Consider the following 26,870-nt stretch of genomic DNA (forward strand, 5'->3'; position numbering starts at 1 on the left):
AGTTCCGCGTCACAAGGACGGCGAAACGCTCAAATGGTTTGTGTCGGGCGGTCGGAGGCCATCGAGCCGCCGAGCGCGGCCTCGATGCGCGCCTTCAGCTGGCGCGATTTCTCGTCCGACGGAAAGCGGATGCCCACGCCGGGCGCCCGGTTGCCGGCCGCGCGCTGCGGCGTGATCCAGGCGACCTTGCCGGCCACCGGATAGCGCTGCGGGTCTTCGGGCAGCGTGAGCAGCACGTAGACGTCGTCGCCGAGCCGGTATTCGCGCGCGGTCGGAATGAAGATGCCGCCCTCCGCGAACAACGGGATGTACGCCGCATACAGCGCGCCCTTTTCCTTGATGGCGAGCTGAATCACGCTCGGCCGGGCAGGCGACGGGGCGGGGGCTGCGGGGACTACAGGTTGGTTCATGGGCGGCGAGCGGCAGAGTTTAGGGTGGTTCGCGCTTCGCTCACAAGCGCTTCCAGCATCAGGCCCGCATTGAAGGGGTGCTCGGCGGTTCGGGCGGCACTCGCCAGCGACTTCGACCAGCGCGCCAGCGCCAGCCGCGACGGCGCGGCCGGCAGGTCGGCCGCCTCGAAGAACCGGGGTTCGGCACCGTTGCCGACCGCCATCAGGTCATGGCAGAGCTTTTGCAGCGCACCGACCGCCTGCGCCGGTGCGTGATCTGACAGTGCCCCCACGTCGCCGCGCGTCACGGCTTTCGGAAGCAAGGACCACGCCTTGGGCGACTGGCCCGAGCGCGCCAGCCGCAAGGCGTCGCTGGGCCGGCCACCGGCGGCGCGCAGCAGCGCGGCCGCATCGGCGGCGGGCACGTTCTGCGCGGCGAGCCAGGCCTCGGCCTCGGCGGTCTCGGGCCACGGCAGCGTGAACCCGAGGCAGCGGCTGCGAATGGTGGGCAGCAGCTGCCACGCGGCTTCCGTCGCCAGCACGAAGCGCACGTCGCCGACCGGCTCTTCGAGCGTCTTCAGCAGCGCGTTGGCGGTGATGTTGTTCATGCGCTCGGCCGGGTACACCAGCACCACCTTGCCGCGCCCGCGTGCGCTGGTGCGCTGGGCGAAGCCGACCGCGTCGCGCATCGCCTCGACGCGGATCTCGCGGCTGGCCTTGCGCTTCTTGTCGTCGATGTCCGATTGCGCCTTTTCGTCGAGCGGCCAGGCGAGCTCCTGCATGGCCACCTCGGGCATCAGCACGCACAGGTCGGCGTGCGTGCGCACCTCGATGGCGTGGCAGCTGGCGCAATGACCGCAGGCGGTGCCCTCGGGCGTCGGCTGTTCGCACAGCCAGGCGGAGGCCAGCGCCAGGGCCAGCTCGTACTGGCCAATGCCCGAAGGGCCTTGCAGCAGCCAGGCATGGCCGCGCTGGCGCAGCAGTTCGGTGAGCGGACGGCGCAGCCAGGGAGACAACACGGGCGCGCTCATCGGGCAACCCCGGCCAGCACGCCGCGCGCCAGCAGCGCCGTCTCGACCTGCTGCCAGACCTGGTCACGCGCCTGGCTGGCGTCGATGCGAACGAAGCGCTGTGCATCGGCCGCCGCGCGGGCCGCATAGCCCAGCGCGACGCGGCTGAAGAACTCGACCGGCTGGGCCTCGAACTTGTCGGGCACGCGCGCGCCGGCCAGCCGTTGCGCCGCGATCTGCGGCGCCAGGTCGAACCACAGCGTGATGTGCGGCTGCAGCAGCGCCGAGGCAGCCTGCCCCGCCCTGCCCGCCTGCACCCATTGCTCCAGCGCCGACAACACACGTTCGTCGAAACCGCGCCCCGCGCCCTGGTAGGCGAAGGTGGCGTCGGTGAACCGGTCGCACAGCACCACGTCGCCGCGCAGCAGCGCCGGCTCGATGACCTGCACGACGTGGTCGCGCCGTGCGGCGAACACCAGCAGCGACTCGGTCAGCGGGTCCATCGGTTGCTCGAGGATCAGGCCGCGCAGCGTTTCGGCCAGCGGCGTGCCGCCGGGCTCGCGCGTGCGCACGACCGCGCGGCCCTGCGCCCTGAACAGCGCTTCCAGCGCGTCGAGGTGGCTGGACTTGCCCGCGCCGTCGATGCCTTCCAGCGTCAGGAAAAGACCGGGACCGTTGTCACTCATTGCGTGGCCTTGGGCTTGGCATCGCCGCCGCCGCGCTGGTAGCGGTTGACCGCGCGGTTGTGATCGTCGAGCGAGCTGCTGAACTGGCTGGTGCCGTCGCCGCGAGAAACGAAATACAGCGATTTGCTTTGCGCCGGCTGCACGGCCGCCAGCAGCGCCGCCTTGCCGGGCATCGAGATCGGCGTGGGCGGCAGGCCGCCGCGCGTGTAGGTGTTCCAGGGCGTATCGGTCTGCAGGTCTTTCTTGCGCAGGTTGCCGTCGAAGCCGGTGCCCATGCCGTAGATGACGGTCGGGTCGGTCTGCAGCGGCATGCCGATGCGCAGGCGGTTGGTGAAGACCGAGGCGATTTGCGCCCGGTCATTCGCCTTGCCTGTCTCCTTTTCGACAATGCTGGCCAGAACAAGGGCCTCGTCGGCCGATTTCAGTGGCAGGTCGGAGGCGCGCGCGGCCCACGCGGCCTCGAGCTTCTTGTCCATGGCCCGCATCGCGCGCTGCAACAGGGCGACGTCGGTCGAGCCCTTCGAGTAGGTGTAGGTGTCCGGAAAAAAGCGCCCTTCCGGGTGCACTCCGGGCTTGCCCAGCTTGGTCATGAGTGCCTCGTCGGTCAGGTCGACGCTGTCGGGCTTGAGCTGGTCGGCCTTGGCGAGCGCGGCGCGCACCTGGCGGATGTTCCAGCCCTCGACCAGCACCACGCTGCGCGTGGCTTCCTCGCCGCGCACCAGCACGTTGAGCAGCAGCTTGGGCGTGACGCCGCGCTCCAGTTCGTAGCTGCCGGCGCGCATCTGGCGGTCCTGGCCCGACACGCGGAACCACAGGTAGAGCAACTGCGGCTGCACGTCGACGCCCGTGTCGGCCACGGCCTGCGCAATGCCGCGCGGCGTGGTGCCGGGTTCCACGGACAGGTCGACGCTGGGCGCCGGCAGCTTGAGCGGCTGGTGCACCCACCAGAGGCCGGCACCGCCGAGCGCAAGAGCGACCAGGGCGGCGAGCAGGAAGAGCGTGAGGAAGAAGCTGCGCACGAGTCCGATACGAGAAAAGATGGGGAACACGAAAGAAAAAGCGTGGCCCGGCGGGCCGCGGAGCGGGAGTCCCTGCCGTACCGAAGGAACAGGCCCGGCCATGATAATTCAGCGATGACCACAGTCGTTCTCAATGGCGTTGCCGCCCTCTCCCTGTCCAGCCCCTCGGCCGCCTCGGGCCAGCTCGGGGTGATCCGTGCAGAGGGCCCCGACGCCGCCAGCTTCCTGCACGGCCAGCTCACGCAGGACTTCTCGCTGCTCGACGGCGCCGACGCCCGGCTGGCGGCGCTGTGCACCGCCAAGGGCCGTGTGATCGCAAGTTTCATCGGCATCAAGCCGCAACCCGAGCTGGTTCTGCTGGTGTGCAGCCGCGACATCCTGGCCGCGACGCTCAAGCGCCTGTCGATGTTCGTGCTGCGCGCCAAGGTGAAGCTGACCGACGCCACCGAGCAGTTCGCGTTGTACGGCCTGGCCGGCACCGCGCTGACCGCCAACGGCCTCGCCGCCGCCGCCCTGCCCGGCAAGCGCACGGCCGTGGGCGACGCCGTGAGCGTGGTCTCGCTGTACCCGGCCGACCGCATTCCGCGCGCCCTGTGGATCGCGCCGGCCGGCCATGCAGCCCCCGTGGGCGCCCCGCTCGACGCCGAACTGTGGCAATGGAGCGAGGTGCGCAGCGGCATCGTCACGCTGACCACGCCGGTCGTCGAGGCCTTCGTGCCGCAGATGATCAATTACGAATCGGTGGGCGGCGTCAACTTCAAGAAGGGCTGCTACCCCGGCCAGGAAGTGGTGGCGCGCAGCCAGTTCCGCGGCACCCTGAAGCGCCGCACCTACCTCGTTCAGGCCGATGCACCCTTGGCCGCCGGCCAGGACGTGTTTGCCGCCGGCGACGCCGAGCAGCCCGTGGGCACCGTGGCGCAAGCCGCTTCGGCGCCCGGCGGTGGCTGGGCCGCCCTCATCTCGATGCAGATATCGGCCCTCGAAGCCGGTGGCCTGCGTGCCGGCTCGGCGAGCGGCCCGGCGCTCACCGTCGAGCCGCTGCCGTACGCCCTGCTCGAAGATATTTAAGGCAATTTCGCCCGGAAACGGGCGCTCACTCTGCGAATGGCGCTATCGAATTGATATCGCCATTTTTTTGCCTGCCGTTTAACCCCGCCGCCGATGCTGCGCCGTAGAAGCCTGCATCGATCCACTCCCGGCAAGGAAGACCCATGCAGCGCAGATTCTTTTCCACCGCCCTGGCCGCACTCGGCGCCATGGCTGCGGCCGCGGCCCTCCCGGCCTGGGCGCAGAGCCAGCCCTCGGTACGCATCGGCTCGCTCATGCAGATCAGCGTGGTCGACCGAGGCACCGGCGCCGAGCTGCCCCTCTACCGCCACCGCGGCGACTACTGGGTGGCCGGGCGCCCCGGCGCGCGTTATGCCATCCGGGCGCGCAATGCGATGGGCGAGCGCGTCATGGCCGTGATGTCGGTGGACGGCGTGAACGTCGTCACCGGCGAGACCGCAGGCGTCGGGCAGAACGGCTACGTGTACGGCCCGCGCGAACGCAGCGACATCACCGGCTGGCGCAAGAGCGATTCGCAGATCGCGGCCTTCGAGTTCGCCGCGGCCGGCAACTCCTACGCCAGCCGCACCGGCCGCCCCGACGACGTGGGCGTGATCGGCGTCGCGCTGTTCCGCGAGCGCATGCCGGAACCGCCGCCCGTCGTCACGCCGTATCCGCGGCGCGACGAATACGGTGACCGCGAGCGGCGCAGCGAGTCGTCGTCGATGGGTGATGCGCGTGCAAAAGCGGCGCCGGCCGACAGTGCCGCTGCCGCCGAGGCCCCCGCCGGCAGCATGGCCCGCCAGCCAGCGCCCAGCCCGAGCCTGGGCACCGCGCACGGCCGCCGCGAAACCTCTTACGTCGGCAAGACCACCTTCGAGCGCGCGCAGTCGTCGCCCGACGAGGTGGTGCGCATCCGCTACGACAGCCGCGAGAACCTCGTGGCGGCGGGCGTGATTCCGGTGCCGCCTTCGCCGCCTTCGCCACGTTGGCCGCGCCCGGCAGGCCCGTCGGCGTTCCCGGGTTCCGACGCGGGCTACGTGCCCGACCCGCCGCCGCGCGACTGACGCTCAGCGCAGGGCGCGGCGCATCTCGATGTGCGGGATGCCGGCTTCCTCGAAGCCTTCGCCGTGCACCGCATAGCCGAGCCGCGCATAGAAGCGCTCGGCGCTGCGCTGCGCGTTCAGCGCCACCTCGCGGTCGCCGCGTGCCTGCGCGGCCTCTTCGAGCACCCGCACCACGGCCGCGCCATGTCCGCCGCTGCGCAGGTTGCGGTGCACCGCCATGCGCCCGATGTGCGACACGCCGTCTTCCGCGTGCAGCAGCCGGCCCGTGGCAATGACCTGGCCCAGCCGGTTGCGCGCCACCGCATGCAGCACCACCGGGTCGTGCGCGTCCCACTCCAGCGATTCGGGAATGTTCTGCTCCTCGATGAACACGGCGCGCCGCAACGCCCCCGCGCCTTCGCCCAGCGCGGCCCATTCGCCCGTCTCCACGGTGCGCATCGTCTCGCCGGCCTCGTAGCCTGTGAGCACGTCGCGCAGCACCTGCGGCACCGGCTTCGATGTCTGCGTGGCCGGGTCGGCGAACACATAGACCAGCTCGCAGCCGACCAGAAACTGGTCCTGGCGGAACAGCCCGCCCTCGAACACCATCGACGACGTGCCGACGCGCACGCAGCGCATGCCCACGTCGAGCATGTCGTCCATGCGCGCGGAGCCGCGAAAGTCGATGGTCGCCTTGCGCACGTACAGGTCGCCGCCCAGCGACTGCATCGCCTCTTCGTACGGCAGCGCCAGCGCGCGCCAGTAGTCCGAGATGGCGGTGTCGAAATACATCAGGTAGTGCGCGTTGAACACGATCTTCTGCATGTCGACTTCGGCCCAGCGCACGCGCAGGCGGTGAAAAAAACGGAAATCGCTGCGTTGCATTCTTTGTCTCCGGAAAGGTCTTGAAAATTTTGGAACGGCAGCCGCAGTTGGAACGCGGCAGCCGCGCTCAAGGCTGCAAGGCCTCGCGCAGCGCCCGAGCCGCGTCGTCCTGCGCCTGCAGCGCCTCGGGAATCGCCCGGCCCATCTTGATGAACTCGTGGATCACGCCGCGATAGATCTCCAGGTCGACCGGCACGCCCGCGGCGCGCAGCTTGTCGGCATAGGCGATGCCTTCGTCGACCACCGGATCGCATTCGGCCAGCGCGATCCAGGCCGGCGCCACGCCTTCGACGTCGTCGGCCAGCAGCGGCGCAAAGCGCCAGTCGTCGCGGTCGGCGCGCGTGCGAACGTACTGCGCGAAGAAGAAATCGATCATGGCCTTCGTCAGCAGCGGGCCCTCGGCTTGGCGCGCGTGCGAGGCCGTGTCCTGGTGCGCGGCGGTGCCCGGGTAGATCAGCATCTGCAGCGCCAGCGGCAGGCCCGCGTCGCGCGCAAGAATTGCGCACACGGCCGCGAGCGTGCCGCCCGCGCTGTCGCCGCCGACCGCCAGCCTTGCCGGGTCGAGGCCCAGGTCCGCGCCCTTGCCGGCAATGAACTGGAAGGCGTCCCACGCGTCGTTCGACGCGGTCGGGAACTTGTGGGCCGGCGCGAGCCGGTAGTCCACCGACACCACCGCGCAACCGCTCTTGTGGCTCAGCACGCGGCACAGCGTGTCGTGCGTGCGGATGTTGCCGACCGTGAAGCCGCCGCCATGAAAGTACATCAGCGCGGGCAGCACCCCGGCGGACGGCAAAGACGGCGCGTACAGCCGTGCCGGCATCGCGAAGCCGTCGCGCGCGGCAATGGCGAAGTCTTCGATGCGCGCCAGCTCGGGCTTGGGCACCTCGAGCACGCCCGCGCCTTTTTCGTACGAGGCCTTGGCCTCCTCGGGCGTCAGTTGGTCGAGCGGTGGGTGGCCGGCACGCGCCATGCGCTCGACCACGCTGGCCATCTTCGGCGTGAGGCGTGAGGTCTGCGGTGTTCCGGGCGCGACAGCGGCAAGGGTTTCTTTCGTGGGCAAGACGGTTCGCTCTTGTTAGATTTGGCTGGTCGGCAATCGTACCGCCCGGAGCATCCGCACACCCATGGCCCTCATCCAATACCTCACCCAGATCCAGTTCGAATTCGGCGCCATCCGGCTGCTGTCCAGCGAATGCGCGCGCATCGGCATCCACCGCCCGCTCATCGTGACCGATGCCGGCGTGCGCGCGGCCGGCGTGCTGCAGAAAGCGCTCGACGCCATCGCCGATCTTGAGGTGTCGGTGTTCGACCAGACGCCCTCCAACCCGACCGAAGCCGCCGTGCGCGCCGCCGTCGAGCTGTACCGCAGCGGACGTTGCGACGGCCTCGTTGCGGTGGGCGGCGGCTCGGCCATCGACTGCGCCAAGGGCGTGGCCATCGCGGCCACGCACGAAGGCCCGCTCAAGACCTACGCCACCATCGAAGGCGGCTCGCCGAAGATCACCGAGCGCGCGGTGCCGCTGATCGCGGTGCCCACCACCAGCGGCACGGGCAGCGAGGTGGCGCGCGGCGCCATCGTCATCGTGGACGACCACCGAAAGCTGGGCTTTCACAGCTGGTTCCTGATGCCCAAGGCCGCCATCTGCGACCCCGAGCTCACGCTGGGCCTGCCGCCCCGGCTCACGGCCGCCACCGGCATGGACGCCATTGCGCACTGCATGGAAACCTTCATGTCGGCCGCCTTCAACCCGCCGGCCGACGGCATCGGCCTGGACGGGCTGGAGCGCGCGTGGGGCCACATCGAACGCGCGACCAAAGACGGCAGCGACCGCGAGGCGCGCCTGAACCTCATGAGCGCGTCGATGCAGGGCGCCATGGCCTTCCAGAAGGGCCTGGGCTGCGTGCATTCGCTGAGCCACAGCCTGGGCGGGGTCGATCCGCGCCTGCACCACGGCACGCTCAACGCCCTCTTCCTGCCTGCGGTGATCCACTTCAACGCGGGTGCCGAGTCGGTGCAGAAAGAGCAACGCCTGCAGCGCATGGCGCAGGCCATGCACCTGGATTCGGCGGGCGACCTGGGCGACGCCATCCGCGACATGAATGCGCGGCTCGGACTGCCCAAGGGCCTGGCCGAAGTGGGTGTCACGCCCGCGATGTTCGAGAAGATCATCGACGGCGCCATGGCCGACCATTGCCACAAGACCAACCCGCGGCTGGCCTCGCGCGACGACTACACGGCCATGCTCGAAGCCTCGATGTAGCTCAGACCTTGAACACGCTCACTGCGTGAACCAGGCTGCCGGCCTGTTCCTGCAGCGAACCGGCGGCCGCCGCGGCTTGCTCGACCAGCGCGGCGTTCTGCTGCGTGGCCTGGTCCATCTGGCTGATGGCCTGGTTGATCTGCTCGATGCCGGTGGTCTGCTCCTGGCTCGCGGCCATGATCTCGCCCATGATGTCAGTCACCCGGCGCACGCTGGCCACGATTTCCTGCATGGTCTTGCCGGCCTCGGCCACCTGCTCGCTGCCCGTGCCGACCTTCTCGACCGAGTCGCCGATCAGCGTCTTGATTTCCTTGGCCGCGCCGGCCGATCGCTGCGCCAGGTTGCGCACTTCCGAGGCCACCACCGCGAAGCCGCGGCCCTGCTCGCCGGCACGCGCCGCTTCCACTGCGGCGTTCAGCGCCAGGATGTTCGTCTGGAACGCGATGCCGTCGATCACGCCGATGATGTCGACGATCTTTTTCGACGACGCGTTGATCGAGCCCATGGTGTCCACCACCTGCCCGACCACGTTGCCGCCGCGCACCGCGACCTCGGAGGCCGACACGGCCAGCTGGTTGGCCTGGCGCGCGTTGTCGGCGTTCTGCTTCACGGTGGAGGTGAGTTCTTCCATCGACGCAGCGGTCTGCTCCAGCGAGCTGGCCTGTTCCTCGGTGCGTGAAGACAGGTCGAGGTTGCCCGAGGCGATCTGGCCGCTGGCCGTGGCGATGGTGTCGGTGGAGCCGCGAATCTCGGCCACCGTGCCGGCCAGGCTGCGCTGCATCTGGTGCATCGCGTGCAGCAGGCTTGCGGTGTCGCCCGGGCGCAGCCGCACCTCGACGCCCAGGTCGCCCGCGCCGATCCGGCGCACCACCTCGGAGGCGTAGCCGGGCTCGCCGCCGAGCTGGCGGTACAGGTTGCGCGCCATGCCCCAGGCCATGCCGCCCACGACCACCATGAGCACGCCGCCGATGGCCAGCAGGATCACCGTGTTGCGCCAGAAGGCGGTGTCGATGTCGTCGATGTAGTCGCCGAAGCCGACGATCCAGTCCCAGGGCTCGAACTTGACGATGGCGTAGAGCTTCTGCACCTCTTCCTTCGCCCCGGGGCGGGTGCCGTAGGCCGTGAGCGTGGCGACCGTCTTTCCCGCCAGCGCGGCGCGGTAGCGCTCGCCGGCTTCCTTGCCGCCCTTGGCGTCCACGATGCCCACGCGCTTGGGGTTGGGGTGCACGTAGTTGACGTCGTTGGTGTAGCCGCGCACGAAGAAGTAGAGCTCGTCCTTGCGCAGGCTGCCGATGAGCTTCTTCGCCTCTTTCTGCGCCTGGTCGCGCGTGAGTTCGCCCGACTTTTCCTGCTCGTACAGGCGTTCGAGGGAGGAGTTGGCCAGTACCACCAGCGTGGAGAGCTGCGCCGTACGTTCCTTCATCATCGATTGGCGCAGTGTCGACAGCGAGACGGAGGCCAGCACGACCATGCCGAGCAATGCCGCCGCGCACAGGAAGAGGATTCGGGTTCGGAGCTTCATGAAGGGTGGCGCTGGGCAGAAAGGAAGTGAGGTATTTCTGTCTATCGGCAGCGCTGCCGGAACCTTGAGCCCTGTGTGCAACCAAGCAAGCAGTCTTTACACGTCAGCTTTCGCTGAACCAGGCTTCGGCCCAGCCCTGGCGCTTGACGGGGTTGAACTCGCTGAACGTGAAGCTGGCCAGCCGCTCGGTGCTGAACGGGTCTTCGGCGAAGAAGGCCTGCAAGGCCTCCAGCGATGCGGCGCGGGCCAGCAGGAAGCCGCCGGTCGCGGGCACCTTGGGCCCCGAACACAAGAGCAGGCCGGCGTCGTAGCCGAGTTGAAGGTAGGCGCGGTGCGCGGGCACCGATTCCTGGATGCGCGCCAGCGGCACGAGGTAGCTGATTTCGACGATGAAGTGCTTCATGGCGGCAGGGCAAGCACCTGCCGTGCCAGCCACCGGGCGCTCGCCGAGACCTACTCCGCCTTGACCCCGGCCGTGCGAATGACTTTGCCCCACTTGGCCGTCTCCGCCGTGATGAAGGCGTCGAACTCTTCGGGCGTGCTGCCCGCCGGAATGGTGCCCATGGCGTCGAGCTTTGCGCGCGTGTCGTCGCTCTTGACGATGCGCGCCACTTCGTCGGACATGCGCCTGACGATGTCGCGCGGCGTGCCCGCCGGCGCCAGCATGCCCGCCCAGGTGCTGCCGGTGAAGCCCGCGAAGCCCTGTTCGATGAAGGTGGGCACGTCGGGCACGGCCGCCAGGCGCTTGTCGCCCGCCACGCCGATCAGCCGCACCTTGCCCGCCTTGGCCTGGTTGATGAGCCCGGTGGGCGCATCGAAGAACAGCTGGATCTGCCCGCCCATCAGGTCGGTGAGCGCGGGCACGGCGCCACGGTACGGGATGTGGATCATGTAGGTCTGCGTGAGCGACTTCCACAGCTCGGTGGTCAGGTGCGCGGCCGAGCCGTTGCCCGACGACCCGAAGCTCACCTTGCCGGGGTTCGCGCGCGCGAAGTCGATGAGCTCGCGCGCCGTCTTGAACGGCGCGTCGACGTTCACCGCGGCCAGCAGCGGCGACACGCCCATCAGCGACACGCCGGTGAGGTCCTTGCGCGGGTCGTAGGGCAGCTTGGGGTACAGCGTGGTGTTGGCCGCGTAGGCGGCAATGACGACGCCGAAGGTGCTGCCGTCGGGCGGCGCCTTGGCGATCGCATCCACGCCGATGAGGCTGTTGGCGCCGGGCTTGTTGTCGATCAGCACGGGCTGGCCCAGGCGCGTCTGCAGGCCGATCTGCACCAGCCGCGCCATCTGGTCGGTGAACCCGCCGGGCGTGTACGGCACCACGATGCGAATCGGCTTGCCGGGCCACGCGGTCTGCGCAAAGGAGGGCAAGGCAAGGCTCGCGGCGGCAGTGGCGAGCGTGAACTTGCGGCGAGACAGCGTGGCGTGAGACATGTGGTGCGAACCCCTCTTCGTTGTTCCGGAATGGATCGGTCCATTCTCGAAGTGCCGCGTTGGGGAGGCGGTCAGGGTTTGCCCCTGCGTTGTGCTTTGGGCGGTTGACCGGCCGCTAACTGCCGGTCTCACGCGTTCCGCGTCGCGCCTTCTCGCTCATCTGAAACAGTTCTCCAGCCTTGCGCGCCAGTTCAGCCGCAAGCCAAAGCAGGTTGTCCAGTTGCCGAGGCCCGCTGCCGCTGCACCAATCGATGTCTTCCCCGTGGCAGACCCACAGAAGGGCTTCGAGTTGAGCGAGGGTGTTTTCGAGACGATCCGCCGGGTCTTGGGCGTTGTCTTCGGAAGTGCCGGGCGTGGGTGGCCGGGCTATAGTCTTGGTAGCCATTTTTGTGCGTCTCCTTTGAGGTGGTTGCACTGATTTGGTCAGACGGCCGGGGTGTTCCTGCACCCCGGCCGTCGCCTTTGATACCTCGCATACGCATCGCTGCTTTCGCACCGACGACCTGCCGCGAGGCAAGCAGCCTTCAAACGTCTCAGTGGCTGTGTGTGTTGCGCCTTCCTTGTTCCCTTGTTGGGTTGTTGAGTGACAGGGGCATTCACTTTAGAGAAGAGCCCACCGAAGTAGCCGTTCCACGCGGCACGAAAGTCTAGGCAACCGCCAACAAATGCAGCTTATGAAATGCGCCGCGCGCAGGCTCCATGGGCGCTGTGCCAGCGTGTGAAACAAGAGCTCTGAACAAGAACCCCTGAAAAAACGCTCTCAGCAACGAAGCAAGCTCAACGCGCCAACGGCAAGCTCATGTCGAAGCGCGCACCACCGCTGCTTTCGTTCGCCGCCTCGATGCGCCCGCCGTGCGCATGCACCACGGCCTGCGACAGCGCCAGGCCCAACCCGAGGCCCGGCGTCTTCTCGTCCGAGCGCGCGGTGGCACCGCGGTAGAAGCGCTCGAACAGGTGCGGGAGTTCGTCGCCGCGAATACCGGGCCCGCGGTCCGAAACGCTGATGACGGCCTCGTTCGCCTCCACGTCCGCGCGCAGGCTCACGCGCACCGTGGTGCCGGCCGGCGAGAACTTGAGCGCGTTGTCCAGCAGGTTGGCCAGCGCCAGGCTCGCCGCGCCGCGTGCCACCCGCGCGGCCACGGGCGGTGCAGGCTCCAGCAGCAGTTCCAGCCGCCGCTCCCTGGCCATCGGCTCCAGCCGCCGAACGGCCTCTTCCGCGAGCACGTTCAACGACACCGTCTCCGCCGCGTCGCGCTCCTGCCCCGCGTCGAGCCGGGCCAGCACCAGCAGCTCTTCGACCAGCAGCGTGAGCGACTCCACCTCCTCCAGCGAGGAATGCAGCGTTTCCACATACGCCGCCGGCTCGCGCGGCCGGCGCAGGGCCAGCTCCAGCTCGGTGCGCAGGCGCGACAGCGGCGAGCGCAGCTCGTGCGAGGCGTCGGACGTGAAGCGCCGCTGCGCCTCCATGCCGTGCTCGATGCGCGCCAGCATGGCGTTGAGGGTGTCGACCAGCCGGCCGATCTCGTCGTTCGTGCCCGGGTGCGGCAGCCGCTCGCCCAGGTTCGCATCGCCGATGCGGTGCGCCTGCTGCACCACATCGTCGATGGCGCCGAAGGCGCGCCGGGTGATCAACGCGCCCGCCGCGCCCAGTGCCAGCAGCAACGCACCGCCCAGAATGACGAACAGCACGCTGGCCATGGCCACGGTGCGGTTCACGTCGTCCAGCGAGCCTGCCACCTGCACGGCCAGCAGGGCTCCCTTGCCTGCCGCACCGTCGGGCAGGGGCACCGACACCATGCGCGTGGGTTCCTCGCCGAAGCCGTTGAGCGTTTCGAACACGGTCTCGCCCGCGGCGAGCCGCTCGCGCAGCACAGGGGGAATGGGCAACTGCGCCTCGCCGAGGTTGGCGCTGCGCGCCAGCACGCGCCCCTCGGCATCGACGATCTGCACCAGCCGGTCGAGCCGCACGAACGACGGCGCACCGGGCCCGGGCGGGGCCTCGTGCACGATGACGGTGTCGCCCTCGCCGGCCGACAGCAGCATGCCCATTTCGGTTTCGGCCAGCGCGAGCAGCGCCGCGTCGAGCTCGCGGTGCACGTTGCGCGAGAACACCAGGTACGAGCCGAAGGCAGCGATGGCCATCACCACCACGATCACGCTGACGTGGGCCAGCGCCAGCCGCTTGCGAAAGCTAAGCATGCCCGGCCAGGCTGCCGGGGCCGCCGCTGTTCTCGTCGGCCACGGCCAGCCTGAAGCCGCGCCCGCGCACTGTCTGGATCAGCGGCACGTGCGGCGGCGCATCGACCTTGCGGCGCAGGTTGCCGATGTGCACGTCGATCAGGTTGTCGATGGCGATCAGGTCGTCCTTCCACACCTGCTCGGCCAGGCGCGAGCGGCTCACCACCTCGCCCACGTGGCGCAGCAATATCTGAAGGATGGCGAACTCCTTGTGCGTCAGCTCCAGCACCATGCCGCCGCGCTGCACGCGCTGGCTCATGGGGTCCAGGCTCAGGTCGGCCAGCGCCAACACCACGGGCCGCATGATCTCCGAGCGGCGCAGCAAGGCGCGCACACGCGCCAGCAGTTCGTCGAAGGCGAAGGGCTTGGTCAGGTAGTCGTCGGCGCCGGTGTTCAGGCCGGCCACGCGGTCGCTCAGCGCGTCGCGGGCGGTGAGCATCAGCACGGGGGTCTTGCAGCCGCGCTGGCGCAGGTCGCGGCACAGCGTGAGGCCGTCCTTGCCGGGCAGCATCCAGTCGAGCACGATCAGGTCGTAGGCAATGACGAAGGCCTCCTCGTCGCCCTCTTCGGCCGTGTGCGCCACGTCGACCACGAAGCCCTCTTCCTGCAGCCCGCGCGCGAGCAGCCGCGCGGCCTTGCGGTCGTCTTCGATCAGCAGAATTCTCATGGTGCGGATCATGCCGCGTCTTCCTGACTGCAGGCCGTTTCCCACATGCGGCACCGGCTGCACCGGCCGATCCTGAAGAAATCTTCAGGATTTCTTGGGAGCTTCTTCAGCCTCGTTTTCCTATCCTCCCCCGCAGGGGACGGGAGCGGATCGAGGGCACGGGAAGGCATTCCGTGCACGGCGCGCCTGTCCAGCTGCTCAACCGCCCGCTCGAGAGGGACGCCCGAGATGAAGAAGAAAAAATCCCTGTACCAGGTCACCACCGCCCGCATCTTTTTCGGTGTGCTGACCTGCGCGGCCCTGTGCGTCGACGCGTTCGACCACACGGCCCATGCCGCCACCGCGGTGGCCGCCGCCCCCGCGCCGATGCTCGTGCGCCAGGGCAATCGCCTGAGCGTGCCGGCCGGCTCCCCGCTGCGCGACCGGCTGCTGGTGGCCACGGTGGGCCAGCAGACCTCGCCGCACGACGTGAGCCTGCCGGCCACGGTGGAGGCCAATCCGGCGAACACCGTCAACATCCTGCCGCCGCTGACGGGCAAGCTGATCGAGTTGAAAGTGCGCCTGGGCGACACGGTGAAGCGCGGCCAGGTGCTGGCCACCCTGAGCGCGCCCGACCTGGCGCAGGCCGTGGCCGACGCGCAAAAGGCTCGCGACGCGCTCGACCTGGCGCAGCGCGCGCTGGTGCGTGCGCGCGGCGTGAACGAGGCCGGCTCCAACGCGGCCAAGGACGTGGAGGCCGCGCAGAGCAGCGTCGTGCAGCAGACCGCCGAACTTCGCCGCAGCGAGTCGCGACTGCGCAGCCTGGGAGCCGACGGCGGCAACACGCAAGGAGCGCAAGGAGCGCAGTCCGCGCAGGCCGGACAGGTGCTGAAGATCGTCGCGCCCATGGCCGGCACCGTGACGGCCCTGAACGCCGCCCCGGGCGCCAACCTGAACGACGCCAACGCGGTGCTGATGACCGTGTCGAACCTCGATTCGGTCTGGGTCACGGTGAACGTGCCCGAGAGCGCGGTGGGCTCGGTGGCGCCGGGGCAGAACGCGGTGGTCACGCTGGCGGCCTACCCGGGGCGCAGCTTCAGCGGCAAGGTGGGCTTCGTGAGCGCGGTGCTGGACGCGGACACGCGCCGCGCCCGCGCGCGCATCGTGTTCGCCAACCCCGAGGGCCTGTTCAAGCCCAACATGTATGCCACCGCCGTGCTCGGCGTGCCGCAGGCGGCGCAGGCGCAGGTGCCGGCTTCGGCGCTGCTGATGAACAACGACAGCGTGAGCGTGTTCGTGGAGGCCGAACCGTGGACCTTCGTGCGCCGCATGGTGGAGCTGGGCCGCGAAGACGGCGACAGCGTGCGCATCCGCAGCGGCCTGGCCGCGGGCGAGCGCGTGGTGGTGCGTGGCGGTGTGCTGCTGAATGATTAATCTCATCATCACCCAGTTCTTTCGCCGCAGGCACCTGGCCTGGGCGATGTCGATCGCGCTGGTGCTGTTCGGCGCCTGGTCGTGGACGCAGATGACGGTCGAGGCCTACCCGGACCTCGGCGACGTGACGGTGCAGGTCACCACGCAGGTCAACGGCCTGGCCGCGGAAGAGATCGAGCAGCAGATCACCACGCCGCTGGAACGCGCGCTGAGCAACACGCCGGGACTGGCGTCGATACGCTCGAGCAGCACCTTCGGGCTGTCGCTGATCAACCTGAGCTTCAAGGACGGCACCGACGACTACTTCGCGCGCCAGCGCGTGACCGAGCGCATCGGGCAGGTCACGCTGCCTTCGGGCGCGCAGCCGGGCCTGGGGCCGGTGGCCGGACCGGCGGGCGAAATCTACCGCTACACGCTGGAGTCGGACACCAAGAACCTGATGGAGCTGTCGGAGCTGCAGCGCTGGAAGGTGATTCCCGCGCTCAAGCAGGTGGCCGGCGTGGTGGACATCAACAACTTCGGCGGCTTCACCAAGGAGTTCCAGCTGGAGCTGGACCCGGCGCGCCTGCAGAAATACGGGCTGGTGCTGAACGACGTGGTCACGGCCATCAACAACAACAGCGCCAACGCCGGCGGCGGGCGCATTGCGCGCGGCGACCAGAGCTACGTGGTGCGCGGCATCGGCCAGATCCACACGCTGGACGACCTGGGCACGGTGGTGGTGGCGCAGAGCGGCGGCTCGCCGGTGCTGGTTCGCGACCTGGGGCAGCTGCAGTTCGGCCACCAGGAACGCGGCGGCATTCTGGGCAAGGACACCAACCCCGACACCATCGAGGGCATCGTGCTGATGCTCAAGTACGAAAACCCTTCGCGCGTGCTCGAAGGCGTGCACCAGAAAATCGACGCGCTGCAGGCCGAGCTGGCGCCCATGGGCGTGAAGATCGTGCCCTACATCGACCGCGACGACCTGGTGAAGCTCACGGTCGACAAGGTGACGCACACGGTGCTCGAAGGCATGGCGCTGGTGTGCTTCGTGCTCATTCTTTTCCTGGGCAGCCCGCGCAGCGCGGTGGTGGCGGCCGTGGCCATTCCGATGTCGCTGGTCACGGTGTTCATCGTGATGCACTTCACGCGCATGCCGGCCAACCTGTTTTCGCTGGGGGCGATCGACTTCGGCATCATCGTGGACGGTGCCATCGTGGTGATGGAAGCCATTCTTCGCCGACGCGAGGAAGAACCCAACGCCACGCTCACCGAAGGCAACATCCTGGAGACGGTGAGCCATGTGTCGGGACCGATCTTCTTCGCCACGCTGATCATCATCACGGCGTACTTTCCGCTGTTCGCCTTCGAGCGCGCGGAAGGCAAGCTGTTCAAGCCGATGGCCTTCACGGTGGGCTATGCGCTGGTGGGCGCCCTGCTGTGCGCGCTGACGCTCATTCCGAGCCTGGCCTACGTCGCGCTTCGCAAGCCCAGCAAGCCCTTCGTCAACAAGCCGCTGGTGTGGCTCACGGGCGCGTACCGCCGCGTGCTCGGCCGGCTGCTGAACACGCCGTCCATCGCCTACGCCGTGAGCGCGGTGGCGCTGGCCGCGGTGGTGGTGCTGGGCGCCACCGCCGGGCGCGAGTTCTTGCCCGACATCGACGAAGGCGCGCTGTGGCTGCAGGTGCAGCTGCCCTCGGGCCTGTCGCTGGACAAGGCCAGCGAGATGGCGACCGAACTGCGCCACGTGCTGCTCGAGTACCCCGAGGTGTCCTACGTGGTGACGCAGCTGGGCCGCAACGACGACGGCACCGACCCGTGGACGCCCTCGCACATGGAAGTGCCGGTGGGCCTCAAGCCCTACAGCGAATGGCCGGCGGGCGTGAACAAGGCCGCCTTCGTGCGCATGCTCACCGAGCGCTTCGCGCGCATGCCGGGCTTCGACGTGGGCATCAGCCAGCCGATCATCGACGGCGTGAACGACGCCGTGGGCGGCGCGCACAGCCCGCTGGTGCTGCGCATCTACGGCGACGACCTGAAGGAGAGCCGTCGCATCGGCAACCAGATCGTCGAGCTGCTGGGCACGGTGCGCGGCACGGCGTCGGCGTCGTTGTTCCAGGAGCCGCCGATTCCGCAGGTGGTGATCGAGCTCAACCGCGAGGCGGCGGCGCGCTTCGGCGTGAACGCGAACGACGTGGCCAACCTCATCCAGACCGGCATCGGCGGCGCGCCAGTGATCACGGTGTACGCAGGCAACCGGACCTACAACGTGTCGGTGAAGATGCCCAGGAGCGCCAAGGGCAACACCGAGGCCATCGGCGCGCTGCTGCTCAACAGCTCCAGCGGCGCCAAGGTGCCGCTGTCGCAGGTGGCCGACATCCGGCTGCAGACCGGCGAAAGCACCATCTCGCACGAGATGAACGAGCGTCAGATCACTGTGCGCGTGGACAACCGCGACCGCGACCTGGCGTCGTACCTCGAGGAAGCCCGCGAGCGCATCGCCAAGGAAGTGAAGTTCGATCCGGCGAAGTTCAGGCTGCAGTGGGCCGGCCAGTTCGAGAACCAGCAGCGCGCGCAGTCGCGCCTGGGCATTTCGCTGGCCATCGTGGTCTGCATCATGGCGGTGCTGCTGTTCTTCCAGTTCGGCAAGATCCGGCAGGTGGCGCTCATTTTGGGCGTGGTGCCGATGGCCACGCTGGGCGGGTTGATCGCGGTGCACCTGGCGGGCGAAACGCTGAACGTGGCAACTGCAGTCGGCTTCATCGCGCTGTTCGGCGTGTCGATACAGAACGGGATCATCATGGTCGCGAACTTTCGCCGGGTGCGCGGCGAGGGGCTGGCGCTGCAGGAGTCGGTGCTCGAAGGCGCGGCCGAGCGGCTGCGCCCGGTGCTGATGACGGCCACGGTGGCCTCGGTCGGCATGCTGCCGGCTGCGCTGGCCACCGGCGTGGGCACCGACGTGCAGCGCGGGCTGGCCACGGTGGTGGTGGGCGGGCTGGTGGTGTCGACGCTGCTGACGCTGTTCATTTTGCCGACGCTGTTTTTCGCGCTCGAACGCTTCTTCGAGCGCAAGGGCTGGGGTGCGCGCTCCCGGCGTGACCGGTGAAGACGCAGGAGACAGACACCATGAAGAAGACAAGTCTTGCAACCCCCATGGCTGCAGCGATGGCGGGAGCGATGGCGCTGCTGGGCGGTTGCGCGGTCGGGCCCGACTATGTGCGGCCGCCGCTGAATCTGCCGAGCGGGTACGCGGCCGCGTCCCCCGAGTCCACGCAGGCCGAGGGCGTGCCCTTGTCCCGCCTGTCGCCCGACCTCGACGTGCCGGCCCAGTGGTGGCAGGCCTTTCGCTCGGAGCCGCTGAACGCGCTGATCGTGCAAAGCCTGGCTGGCAACCCGAACATCGAGGCCGCCGACGCCGCGCTGCGCGTGGCGCAGGAGAACGAGGCCGCCGACCGCGCCGCCTTCTGGCCCAGCGTGGCGGTGGGCTATTCGCCCACGCGGCAGCGCGTGGCCGGTGCGGTCGCGAGCCCGGTGGCATCCAACGCCAACCTTTACACGCTGCACACGGCGCAGGTGACCGTGTCGTACACGCCCGACGTGTTCGGCGCCACGCGCCGGCAGGTCGAGGGCGCGCAGGCGCAGACCGATCAGCAGCGCTTTCAGACCCTGGCCGCAAAGCTCTCGCTCAGCAGCAACGTGGTGGCCGCGGCGATCACCGAGGCGTCGCTGCGCGCCCAGCAGCGCGCCACGCAGGCCATCATCGCGGACCAGAAAGAGGTGCTGCAGGCCTACCGCAAGCAGCAGGCGCTGGGCCAGGTGGCGCTGGCCGACGTCGACGCCCAAGAGGCCTCGCTGGCCGCCACCGAGGCCACGCTGCCGCCGCTGGACAAGCAACTGGCGCAGCAGCGCAACCTGCTCGCCACGCTGGCGGGCCGCTACCCCAGTGAAGGCGTGGCGGCGCATTTCGAGCTCGATGCCTTGCAACTGCCCGCCGAACTGCCGCTGACGCTGCCGTCCACGCTGGTGGAGCACCGGCCCGACGTGCGCGCCGCCGAAGCACAGCTGCAGGCCGCGAGCGCCGCCATCGGCGTGGCCGTGGCGGCCCGGCTGCCCAACGTGACACTGGGCGTCAACTACGGCTCGTCGGCGTACACGCTGTCGCAGCTGTTCAAGTCGTCGTCGCTGTTCTGGACGCTGGCGGCCAGCGTGACGCAGCCGGTGTTCGACGGCGGCGCGCTCAAGCACAAGGAGGCCGCCGCGCGCGCCGCGTTCGACCAGGCCGCCGCGCAGTACCGCGCCACCGTGCTCGGCGCGTTCCAGGACGTGGCCAACACGCTCGAAGCGATCGACGCCGACACACGCACGCTGCAGGCCGCCGTGAAGGCGGAGCGCACCGCGTCGCAAAGCCTGGCGCGCACGCGCATGCAGGTGCGGCTGGGCGACGCCAGCGCGCTGTCGCTGCGCGTGGCGCAGCAGGCCCAGCAGCAGGCGCAGCTCAACCTGGTGCAGGCACGCGCGCTGCGGCTGACGGACGCGGCCGCCCTCTTCCAGGCACTGGGCGGCGGCTGGTGGAACGCAGCGCCGGCGCAGCTCGCCGATTCCTCCCACACACCAAAACCGGCACAGCCATGAACATCCTTCGCCACGAAATGGGCCCCCGCTTCAGCGAGATGGTGACCGTCGACCTGGGCAGCGCCCGCCTGCTGTACCTCTCCGGCCAGGTGGCGGAGAACCCGTCGCTGGACATCACGGGGCAGACGCGCGAGATCCTGCACCACATCGACGACATGCTCGCCACCCAGGGCGCGACCCGCAAGGACCTGGTGAGCGTGACGATCTACCTGCGCACGGTGGGCGACTACGCGGCCATGAACTCGGTGTGGGACGAATGGGTGCCCCAGGGCCACACGCCCGCACGCGCCACGGTGGGCGCAAAGCTCATCGATTCGGAGTACCGCGTCGAGATCCAGGCCACGGCGGCCGTCGGGCCAGCGACGGGAGCTGTGCCGTGAGGTCCGCCGGCCGGGCCGCCGTGCTGTGGGCGCTGGCGCTGGGCGGCTGCACGGCGCTTGACGCGCACTCCTTCGATCATTCCGCCGGCTGGCGGGCCGCCCAGGTCGTTGCGGTGGGCCGGGCCGCCGACCTGGCGGGCACCGTCGACCGCGACTGCGGCTCGCCCGGCGACGGCACCGCTCCGTATGCCGTCGTGCGCTACCGCAACGGCGGCGTGCACACCCGCTCGCTGGGCACGGGCCGCCTGCCCGCGGGCGCCGTGCCCGCGGTGGGCGATGCCGTGCATGTGAACATCCTCGATTGCGCCGCGCCGCTGGTGGTTCAGAGCGGCAGCAGTTCGGGCACGCCGTCGCGCTGAAGCCAGCCCTCGAACTCGTCGGACAGGCGCTGCGCCTCGCGCGTGGCCTGTCCCCAGGCCGCGATGCGCGCCGGCGTGTCGTGGGCGAAGTGGATGAAGTCCTTGCGGTCGGGCAGCTTGCCGTGGGGCAGCGAGCTCACCCACTCGGGGTCGGGCGCCAGCACCACCATGCGGTCGAGAAAGCCGGTGGACTTGTGGCGCCAGCGCAGCCCCTTGTCGAGCCAGCCCGGCACCACCGCCTGCTGGAAGTGCGGGTACAGCACGATGCCGTCGTCGGCGGGCTGGTAGTCCAGGTGCAGGTGGTAGTCGGTGATGCCGCCGTCCCAATAGGCGCCGCGCGGCGCGCCCGGAATGTCGTGCACCGCCGCCAGCAGGAACGGAATGGAACACGAGGCCTGCAGCACCAGGTTGAAGTTGGCCTCGCTCAGCGCATGCTGGCGCGTGCGCAGGTCGCGCGTGCCGAAAGGCAGGGCCGCACCCGGCGTGGAGAACACGCAGCGCTCCAACCACGCGCCCAGGCTCTTGCGGTGCAGGCTGTTGGTGGCAAAGGCCCCCAGGTAGCCGACCGGCGTGCGCGCCCTGCCCTCGCGCCCGAGGATGTGGCGCCCGCGCGAGGTCACCACGTGCAGGCGGTAGCGCGGGTGGTTCAGCACCTCGCCGATGCGGCCGCCGTAGAAGGCTTCGAGTCCCTGCGCGAACTGGTCGCTGAGCTGCCGCGGGCTGAGCCGCTTCTGCCCCGAAGGCACGTCGAACTGCTGGTGCACGTAGTCGTGCTCGAAGCGCCGAAACGCCGCCTCGGGGTCGGACAGGCAGGCCGTCGAAAGCCGCCACGCGCCGATGGAGGCGCCCACCAGGTGCACCGGCTGGCTCGACTGCGCGAGCCAGCGCCCGAAGATGAACCGGTCCAGCGGCCCGAGGATCAGGCCCTTGGGGCCGCCCGCCGCGCCGGGCACGGTGCGCACGTCCTGCGGGCGCAGGCCGTGCTGTTCGATGTGCTTGCGGGCCGCGGGGCCGGCGTAGATGCGCAGGGCTTTCATGGCCGGGCCGACTTCAAAGCCCCCACAGCGCGGCCCTCACACGCAACACCTCTGGCAGGAACGAGAAATTCGGTGCGAGCGCCCTCTGAAAGCAGCAGGTCCTTGAGCGATGTCTTGGGCCTTGCCTGAAGTTGTTCACATTCGCCAGCTGGTACAAGCACAGCGACGACGGCGCCACGATTGCTCAAGGCCTGCGGGCCTTCAATCCGGCATGCGTCCAGCATCTCATTGAACTGCGCTTTCGCATTTCGCACTGACCAGGATTTCATGGCAGTCGATCTATCAGATGGGTTTGTGACGGTTCAACGGTAGTGCGGCCTGCCTGCGGCATCGAGCCCCGATGCCGCAACCCGCTCTGCTACTTGCGCAACCCCTGCAACTTGGCAAACGCACTCGCCATCTGCCCCGCCGGCTGCGGCGAGCTGTCGCGCCGCCCTTGCTGCTGCTGGCCACGCCCCGCTCCTTCGAAGCGGTTGTCGCGCGGACCGTCGCGCCTTGCGGGGGCTGCGTCCAGCTTCATCGACAGCCCGATGCGCTTGCGCGCCACGTCCACTTCCATCACCTTGACCTTGACGATGTCGCCGGTCTTGACGACCTCGCGCGCGTCGGTCACGAACTTGTGGCTGAGCTGGCTCACGTGCACCAGGCCGTCCTGGTGCACGCCCAGGTCGATGAAGGCGCCGAACTGGGCCACGTTGCTCACGGTGCCCTCGAGGATCATGCCCTCGACCAGGTCCTTGATGTCGTCCACGCCGTCGTTGAAGCGCGCCACCTTAAAGTCGGGGCGCGGGTCGCGGCCGGGCTTTTCGAGCTCACCCAGGATGTCCTTGACCGTGATGACGCCGAACTTCTCGTTGGCGAACAGCTCGGGCTTCAGCGTCTTGAGCATGTCGGCGCGGCCCATCAGCTCGGCGATGGGCTTGCCGGTCTTCACGATGATCTGCTCGACCAGCGGATAGGTTTCAGGGTGCACGCCGGTGATGTCCAGCGGGTCGGCGCCGCCGCGGATGCGCAGGAAACCCGCGCTCTGCTCGAAGGCCTTGGGGCCGAAGCCGCTCACGTCCAGCAATTGCTTGCGGGTGGAGAACGCGCCGTTGGCTTCGCGCCAGCGCACCACCGCCTTGGCCACGCTGCCCGACAGGCCCGACACGCGCGACAGCAAAGGCACGCTGGCGGTGTTCAGGTCCACGCCCACCGAGTTCACGCAGTCTTCGACCACGGTTTGCAGGGTGCGCGCGAGTTCGCTCTGGTTCACGTCGTGCTGGTACTGGCCCACGCCGATGCTCTTGGGATCGATCTTCACGAGTTCGGCCAGCGGGTCCTGCAGGCGGCGCGCGATGGAGGCGGCGCCGCGCAGGCTCACGTCCACGTCGGGCATTTCCTGCGAGGCGAATTCGCTGGCGGAGTAGACGGATGCGCCGGCCTCGCTCACCACGACCTTGTCGACCTTCATTTCAGGCGCGCCGGCCTGTGCGGCCATTTTTTCGAGCAGCTTGATGAGGTCGGCGGCGAGCTTGTCGGTTTCGCGGCTGGCGGTGCCGTTGCCGATGGCGATCAGGTTCACGCCGTGCTTGGCGCACAGCTTGCCCAGCGTGTGCAGCGAGCCTTCCCAGTCCTTGCGCGGCTCGTGCGGGAACACGGTGGCGGTCTCGACCAGCTTGCCGGTCGCGTCGACCACGGCCACCTTCACGCCGGTGCGGATGCCGGGGTCGAGCCCCATCACCACGCGCGGACCGGCGGGCGCGGCCAGCAGCAGGTCGCGCAGGTTGTCGGCGAACACCTTGATGGCGACTTTTTCGGCGTCTTCGCGCAGGCGGGTGAACAGGTCGCGCTCGGTCGACAGCGCCAGCTTCACGCGCCAGGTCCAGGCCACGCACTTGCGCAGCAGGTCGTCGGAGGCTCGCGCCGAGTGGCTCCAGCCCAGGTGCAGCGCGATGCGGCCTTCGGCGATGCTGGGCTTGCCCGGCTCGGGCTCCACGGGCAGCACCAGCTTGGCGTCGAGGATGTCGAGCGCGCGGCCGCGGAACACGGCCAGCGCGCGGTGCGACGGCACGCGGCCGATGGGCTCGTCGTATTCGAAATAGTCGCGGAACTTGGCGATGTCGGCGTTGTTTTCGTCCTTGCCGGACATCAGGCTCGACTTCAGCAGGCCTTCGCTCCAGAGCCACTCGCGCAGGCCCTGCACCAACGCGGCGTCTTCGGCCCAGCGCTCGGAAAGGATGTCGCGCACACCGTCGAGCACCAGCGGCACGGTCGAGAAATCGGGGCCCGGCTTGCCGTCGTCCAGCGTGGTGGCGGGCTTCAGGAAGGCCTGGGCCTGGGCGGCGGGGTCCAGCGTGGGGTCGGCGAGCAGTTTGTCGGCCAGGGGTTCGATGCCGAATTCGCGGGCAATCTGGCCCTTGGTGCGGCGCTTCTGCTTGAAGGGCAGGTACAGGTCTTCGAGCTCCTGCTTGGTCGGCGCGAATTCGATCGCGGCGCGCAGTTCGGGGGTGAGCTTGCCTTGCTCGTCGATGGCCTTGAGCACCGCGCCGCGGCGGTCTTCGAGTTCGCGCAGGTAGGAAAGGCGGGCTTCCAGCTCGCGCAGCTGGATGTCGTCCAGGCCGTCGGTGACTTCCTTGCGGTAGCGGGCGATGAATGGAACCGTGGCGCCTCCGTCGAGCAGTTCGACGGCGGCCTTCACCTGATGCTCGCCGACCTTGATTTCGGCGGCGAGCTGGCGAATGATTTTCTGCATGCTTGAGCGCGTCCCTGGCAAAGCGCGGGAGTTTGCCATAGGCGCGCCCGCACCCCGCCCGGGTGGCCCGGCGCGCGTGTTACAGCATGCTTTCGGCTTCGGGCAGCACGCTGTGCGGCTCGCTCGACGACGCCTGGCACGGCACGACCAGCCTCACGCACAGGCCATGCGGATCAAGGTCCATGACAGCCAGCTCGCCGCCGATGGCATCGGCCCGCGACCGCATGCTGCGCAGGCCCTTGCCCAGGCTCCCCGGCGCGCCGGCCGGCGTGTCCAGGCCGCGTCCGTTGTCGCGCACTTCGAGCACCAGCGAGCGCGCACGGTCCTGCGGGCTGACGCGCAACTCGACGCGGGTCGCGCGGGAATGGCGCAGCGCGTTGGACAGGGCTTCCTGCACGACCCGGCAGACCTGCGTTGCCGTGTCGGGCCGCACCGTGCATTCCAGGGCGTCGGGGGCGATGTTCCAGTCGAGCGTGATGCCCATGCGTTCGAACGCGGGCCGCAGCCGGTAGCGCAGGTGCCCCAGCCGTTCGAGCACGGTGGCATGGGTCTGGTCGTCCAGGTCGTCCACGGTCATCTGCAGTTCGAGCAGGCAGGCCTGCAGCGCCATCGACAGCCCGTCGGAGCGGGCGGCCTTCGGGTCCTGGCTGGCCAGCAGGGCCACCAGCCGGGAGCCGACGCCGTCGTGCAGGTCGTTGGCGATGCGCCGGCGCTCGGCCATCACCGCCCGCCACTGGCGCCCCTGCGCGACGCGGCGCAGCGAGAAATACCCGATGCCGACGACCGCGGTCAGCACCACCAGGTTGACGGCCTGCAGCGTCCAGAACGCGAGCGGCATGTCATGCGCCATGACGTTGATGGCCGCGTTGCCCCGGATCACCTGCGCCGCCACCGGCGTCAGGTGCAGCGCTCCGGCCAGGCCGGCCCACATCAGCACGCGCCGGCGCGAGGCGCGGTGGCGCAGCCAGATCAGCAGCACGGCCCAGGTTCCGATCGACAGCCACACGTACTGGTCTTCCAGAAAGTGCGGGAGGGAAAGGACCTGCTGCGTGAACATCTCATGGCCTACAAAAGACCGCGGTGAGACGCGAAGCTCACCGCTTGCGCCCGGGTGTGGGCGTGCAGCTTGCGGTAGATGTTCTTGACGTGCGCGTTAACCGTCTGTGCGCTGATGGTCAGCTGAAGTGCGATCTCTTCGGTCACATATCCCGTGGCTACAAGTCGCAACACTTCGCGCTCCCGCGCCGATAACGTCGCCTTGCTGTCCGGCGGGCGCACCGGGTTGACATTCGAGCGCTTGTGGTCGAGGTGCACGAGCAGCCGGCGCGCCAGCCGCGGCGTGATGGCGGCCCCGCCGTTGACCACCTGCAGCACGGCCTGCGCATAGCTCTGGAACCACGCGTTCTTGACCAGGTAGCCCGACGCGCCGAGCTCGAAGGCATGCAGCACCTGCGGCTCGTCCTCGAGCGCAGAGATGACGATGATCTCGGCCGCGCTGCGGTGCCGCTTGGCCTCCTCGATGAGCTCGAATCCGCTGCCGTCTCCGAGGCGGATGTCCACCATCAGCACGTCGAACTCGTGCTGCAGCAGCAGGCGGCGTCCTTCGCGCAGCGTGCCGGCCTGCCCTTCGAGCTGGATGCGCAGGTCGCCCAGCAATTCCTGGGCAATGACGCGCCGCACGAAGGGGTCGTCGTCGACCAGGAGAACACGTACCGGTTTGGTTTGCTGGCCGGTCAGAAAGTCCGGCCAGGGAAGGGTGTCCGCGGACGGCGAGAGCAACCCACCGAACTGTCCAGGATTGGAGTATTTAGTTCCCCTGGCTCCGACGTCTGTCAACGAATTGTCGATTTCGCTTTCCATTCCAGCCCCTTTGTAACAACGAGAACACCGTGTTCGTGACCAAAAGTTAATTCATTTCTACTCAGATTTTGACTTTCAGCTTTTTTGATTACTTCGGTTGCATTTTGTTGCGACTCGCTCTGTATGTCCAACCAAAGTTGTAGTTTTTACATCTCTTGCCGCGTGGGGAAGCGGTTTCCTGTGACGGTCCGCAACCGCTCCAGGCACTCCTTTCGCCATAGCCTCGCATTACCCAGCCTGGGGCATTTTTCGTTGGCAAACGGACGCAG

At 68.8% G+C, this 26,870-nt stretch carries 25 protein-coding genes; 8 read left to right on the plus strand and 17 right to left on the minus strand.

Annotation, left to right across the window (positions count from 1 at the left end; all coding sequences use genetic code 11):
• Window positions 1–29 precede the first annotated feature (29 nt).
• Genes ACSFA5_RS30280 through mltG form a run of 4 tightly spaced genes read right to left on the minus strand, consistent with a single transcriptional unit; the run spans window position 30 to window position 3,104 of the window.
• Window positions 30–410: a PilZ domain-containing protein gene (locus ACSFA5_RS30280; RefSeq protein ID WP_435447749.1), complete on the minus strand. Its 381-nt coding sequence runs from the start codon at window positions 408–410 to the stop codon at window positions 30–32.
• On the minus strand, window positions 407–1,420 hold the full coding sequence (locus ACSFA5_RS30285) for a DNA polymerase III subunit delta' (RefSeq protein ID WP_435447750.1): 1,014 nt from the start codon (window positions 1,418–1,420) through the stop codon (window positions 407–409). The genes ACSFA5_RS30280 and ACSFA5_RS30285 overlap by 4 nt, the downstream gene beginning before the upstream one ends.
• Window positions 1,417–2,085 carry a dTMP kinase gene (tmk, locus tag ACSFA5_RS30290; protein WP_435447751.1) on the minus strand — a complete coding sequence of 223 codons (669 nt, stop codon included), beginning with the start codon at window positions 2,083–2,085 and terminating at the stop codon, window positions 1,417–1,419. Before tmk ends, ACSFA5_RS30285 begins: the two co-directional genes overlap by 4 nt.
• Entirely contained in the window at window positions 2,082–3,104 is a 1,023-nt protein-coding gene (mltG, locus tag ACSFA5_RS30295) for an endolytic transglycosylase MltG (RefSeq protein WP_435447752.1), read from the minus strand. Before mltG ends, tmk begins: the two co-directional genes overlap by 4 nt.
• Window positions 3,105–3,218: 114 nt before the next feature.
• On the opposite strand from mltG, the gene ygfZ reads away from it, so the two are divergent.
• Both ygfZ and ACSFA5_RS30305 read left to right on the plus strand, forming a co-directional pair.
• A complete protein-coding gene (gene ygfZ, locus ACSFA5_RS30300; protein ID WP_435447753.1) occupies window positions 3,219–4,172 on the plus strand; it encodes a CAF17-like 4Fe-4S cluster assembly/insertion protein YgfZ in 954 nt (317 codons plus the stop codon).
• 143 nt (window positions 4,173–4,315) lie between these two features.
• Window positions 4,316–5,218, plus strand: a complete 903-nt coding sequence (locus tag ACSFA5_RS30305; RefSeq protein ID WP_435447754.1) for a hypothetical protein — start codon at window positions 4,316–4,318, stop codon at window positions 5,216–5,218.
• A 3-nt stretch (window positions 5,219–5,221) separates the two neighbouring features.
• Here ACSFA5_RS30305 and ACSFA5_RS30310 read toward each other — a convergent pair whose 3' ends face one another.
• Together ACSFA5_RS30310 and ACSFA5_RS30315 are read right to left on the minus strand one after the other, a co-directional pair.
• Window positions 5,222–6,082 carry a YbgC/FadM family acyl-CoA thioesterase gene (locus ACSFA5_RS30310; protein WP_435447755.1) on the minus strand — a complete coding sequence of 287 codons (861 nt, stop codon included), beginning with the start codon at window positions 6,080–6,082 and terminating at the stop codon, window positions 5,222–5,224.
• Between the two features lie 67 nt (window positions 6,083–6,149).
• Window positions 6,150–7,073, minus strand: coding sequence for an alpha/beta hydrolase (locus ACSFA5_RS30315; RefSeq protein WP_435447957.1), 924 nt, complete (start codon window positions 7,071–7,073; stop codon window positions 6,150–6,152).
• A 133-nt stretch (window positions 7,074–7,206) separates the two neighbouring features.
• On the opposite strand from ACSFA5_RS30315, the gene ACSFA5_RS30320 reads away from it, so the two are divergent.
• The gene (locus ACSFA5_RS30320; RefSeq protein WP_435447756.1) at window positions 7,207–8,343 is read left to right on the plus strand and encodes an iron-containing alcohol dehydrogenase; all 1,137 of its coding nucleotides are present in this window, start codon (window positions 7,207–7,209) and stop codon (window positions 8,341–8,343) included.
• 1 nt (window position 8,344) lies between these two features.
• Here the strand turns inward: ACSFA5_RS30320 and ACSFA5_RS30325 are convergent, their stop codons facing one another.
• From ACSFA5_RS30325 to ACSFA5_RS30350, 6 genes are all read right to left on the minus strand, one after another.
• Window positions 8,345–9,865, minus strand: coding sequence for a methyl-accepting chemotaxis protein (locus ACSFA5_RS30325; RefSeq protein WP_435447757.1), 1,521 nt, complete (start codon window positions 9,863–9,865; stop codon window positions 8,345–8,347).
• 103 nt (window positions 9,866–9,968) lie between these two features.
• Window positions 9,969–10,268 carry a YciI family protein gene (locus ACSFA5_RS30330; RefSeq protein WP_435447758.1) on the minus strand — a complete coding sequence of 100 codons (300 nt, stop codon included), beginning with the start codon at window positions 10,266–10,268 and terminating at the stop codon, window positions 9,969–9,971.
• 50 nt (window positions 10,269–10,318) lie between these two features.
• The gene (locus ACSFA5_RS30335) at window positions 10,319–11,299 is read right to left on the minus strand and encodes a tripartite tricarboxylate transporter substrate binding protein (protein WP_435447759.1); all 981 of its coding nucleotides are present in this window, start codon (window positions 11,297–11,299) and stop codon (window positions 10,319–10,321) included.
• A gap of 115 nt (window positions 11,300–11,414) precedes the next feature.
• On the minus strand, window positions 11,415–11,684 hold the full coding sequence (locus tag ACSFA5_RS30340; RefSeq protein WP_435447760.1) for a hypothetical protein: 270 nt from the start codon (window positions 11,682–11,684) through the stop codon (window positions 11,415–11,417).
• Between the two features lie 392 nt (window positions 11,685–12,076).
• Window positions 12,077–13,498 carry a sensor histidine kinase gene (locus ACSFA5_RS30345; protein ID WP_435447761.1) on the minus strand — a complete coding sequence of 474 codons (1,422 nt, stop codon included), beginning with the start codon at window positions 13,496–13,498 and terminating at the stop codon, window positions 12,077–12,079.
• Window positions 13,491–14,204 carry a response regulator transcription factor gene (locus tag ACSFA5_RS30350; RefSeq protein WP_435447762.1) on the minus strand — a complete coding sequence of 238 codons (714 nt, stop codon included), beginning with the start codon at window positions 14,202–14,204 and terminating at the stop codon, window positions 13,491–13,493. The genes ACSFA5_RS30345 and ACSFA5_RS30350 overlap by 8 nt, the downstream gene beginning before the upstream one ends.
• Window positions 14,205–14,432: 228 nt before the next feature.
• Here ACSFA5_RS30350 and ACSFA5_RS30355 point away from each other — a divergent pair, with 228 nt between their 5' ends.
• From ACSFA5_RS30355 to ACSFA5_RS30375, 5 genes are read left to right on the plus strand one after another with little or no spacing between them, the layout of a single operon-like run.
• Entirely contained in the window at window positions 14,433–15,617 is a 1,185-nt protein-coding gene (locus ACSFA5_RS30355) for an efflux RND transporter periplasmic adaptor subunit (RefSeq protein WP_435447763.1), read from the plus strand.
• Complete coding sequence (locus ACSFA5_RS30360; protein ID WP_435447764.1) at window positions 15,610–18,705, plus strand: efflux RND transporter permease subunit; 3,096 nt, start codon at window positions 15,610–15,612, stop codon at window positions 18,703–18,705. The genes ACSFA5_RS30355 and ACSFA5_RS30360 overlap by 8 nt, the downstream gene beginning before the upstream one ends.
• A 20-nt stretch (window positions 18,706–18,725) precedes the next feature.
• Window positions 18,726–20,231, plus strand: a complete 1,506-nt coding sequence (locus tag ACSFA5_RS30365; protein ID WP_435447765.1) for an efflux transporter outer membrane subunit — start codon at window positions 18,726–18,728, stop codon at window positions 20,229–20,231.
• Complete coding sequence (locus ACSFA5_RS30370; RefSeq protein WP_435447766.1) at window positions 20,228–20,611, plus strand: RidA family protein; 384 nt, start codon at window positions 20,228–20,230, stop codon at window positions 20,609–20,611. The genes ACSFA5_RS30365 and ACSFA5_RS30370 overlap by 4 nt, the downstream gene beginning before the upstream one ends.
• Window positions 20,608–20,970, plus strand: a complete 363-nt coding sequence (locus tag ACSFA5_RS30375; RefSeq protein WP_435447767.1) for a hypothetical protein — start codon at window positions 20,608–20,610, stop codon at window positions 20,968–20,970. The genes ACSFA5_RS30370 and ACSFA5_RS30375 overlap by 4 nt, the downstream gene beginning before the upstream one ends.
• Here ACSFA5_RS30375 and ACSFA5_RS30380 read toward each other — a convergent pair.
• The 5 genes from ACSFA5_RS30380 to ACSFA5_RS30400 form a co-directional block, all read right to left on the minus strand.
• Entirely contained in the window at window positions 20,934–22,007 is a 1,074-nt protein-coding gene (locus ACSFA5_RS30380; protein WP_435447768.1) for a patatin-like phospholipase domain-containing protein, read from the minus strand. The genes ACSFA5_RS30375 and ACSFA5_RS30380 overlap by 37 nt on opposite strands.
• Window positions 22,004–22,276, minus strand: a complete 273-nt coding sequence (locus ACSFA5_RS30385) for a type II toxin-antitoxin system Phd/YefM family antitoxin (protein ID WP_435447769.1) — start codon at window positions 22,274–22,276, stop codon at window positions 22,004–22,006. The genes ACSFA5_RS30380 and ACSFA5_RS30385 overlap by 4 nt, the downstream gene beginning before the upstream one ends.
• 89 nt (window positions 22,277–22,365) lie before the next feature.
• The gene (locus tag ACSFA5_RS30390; protein ID WP_435447770.1) at window positions 22,366–24,741 is read right to left on the minus strand and encodes a Tex family protein; all 2,376 of its coding nucleotides are present in this window, start codon (window positions 24,739–24,741) and stop codon (window positions 22,366–22,368) included.
• 79 nt (window positions 24,742–24,820) lie between these two features.
• Entirely contained in the window at window positions 24,821–25,798 is a 978-nt protein-coding gene (locus ACSFA5_RS30395; RefSeq protein WP_435447771.1) for a sensor histidine kinase, read from the minus strand.
• Window positions 25,799–25,806: 8 nt separating this feature from the next.
• Window positions 25,807–26,601, minus strand: coding sequence for a LuxR C-terminal-related transcriptional regulator (locus ACSFA5_RS30400; protein ID WP_435440231.1), 795 nt, complete (start codon window positions 26,599–26,601; stop codon window positions 25,807–25,809).
• Between the last annotated feature and the right edge of the window lie 269 nt (window positions 26,602–26,870).

Source organism: Variovorax monticola (assembly GCF_051216855.1).
In the GTDB taxonomy this organism is placed as follows: Bacteria; Pseudomonadota; Gammaproteobacteria; order Burkholderiales; family Burkholderiaceae_C; genus Variovorax.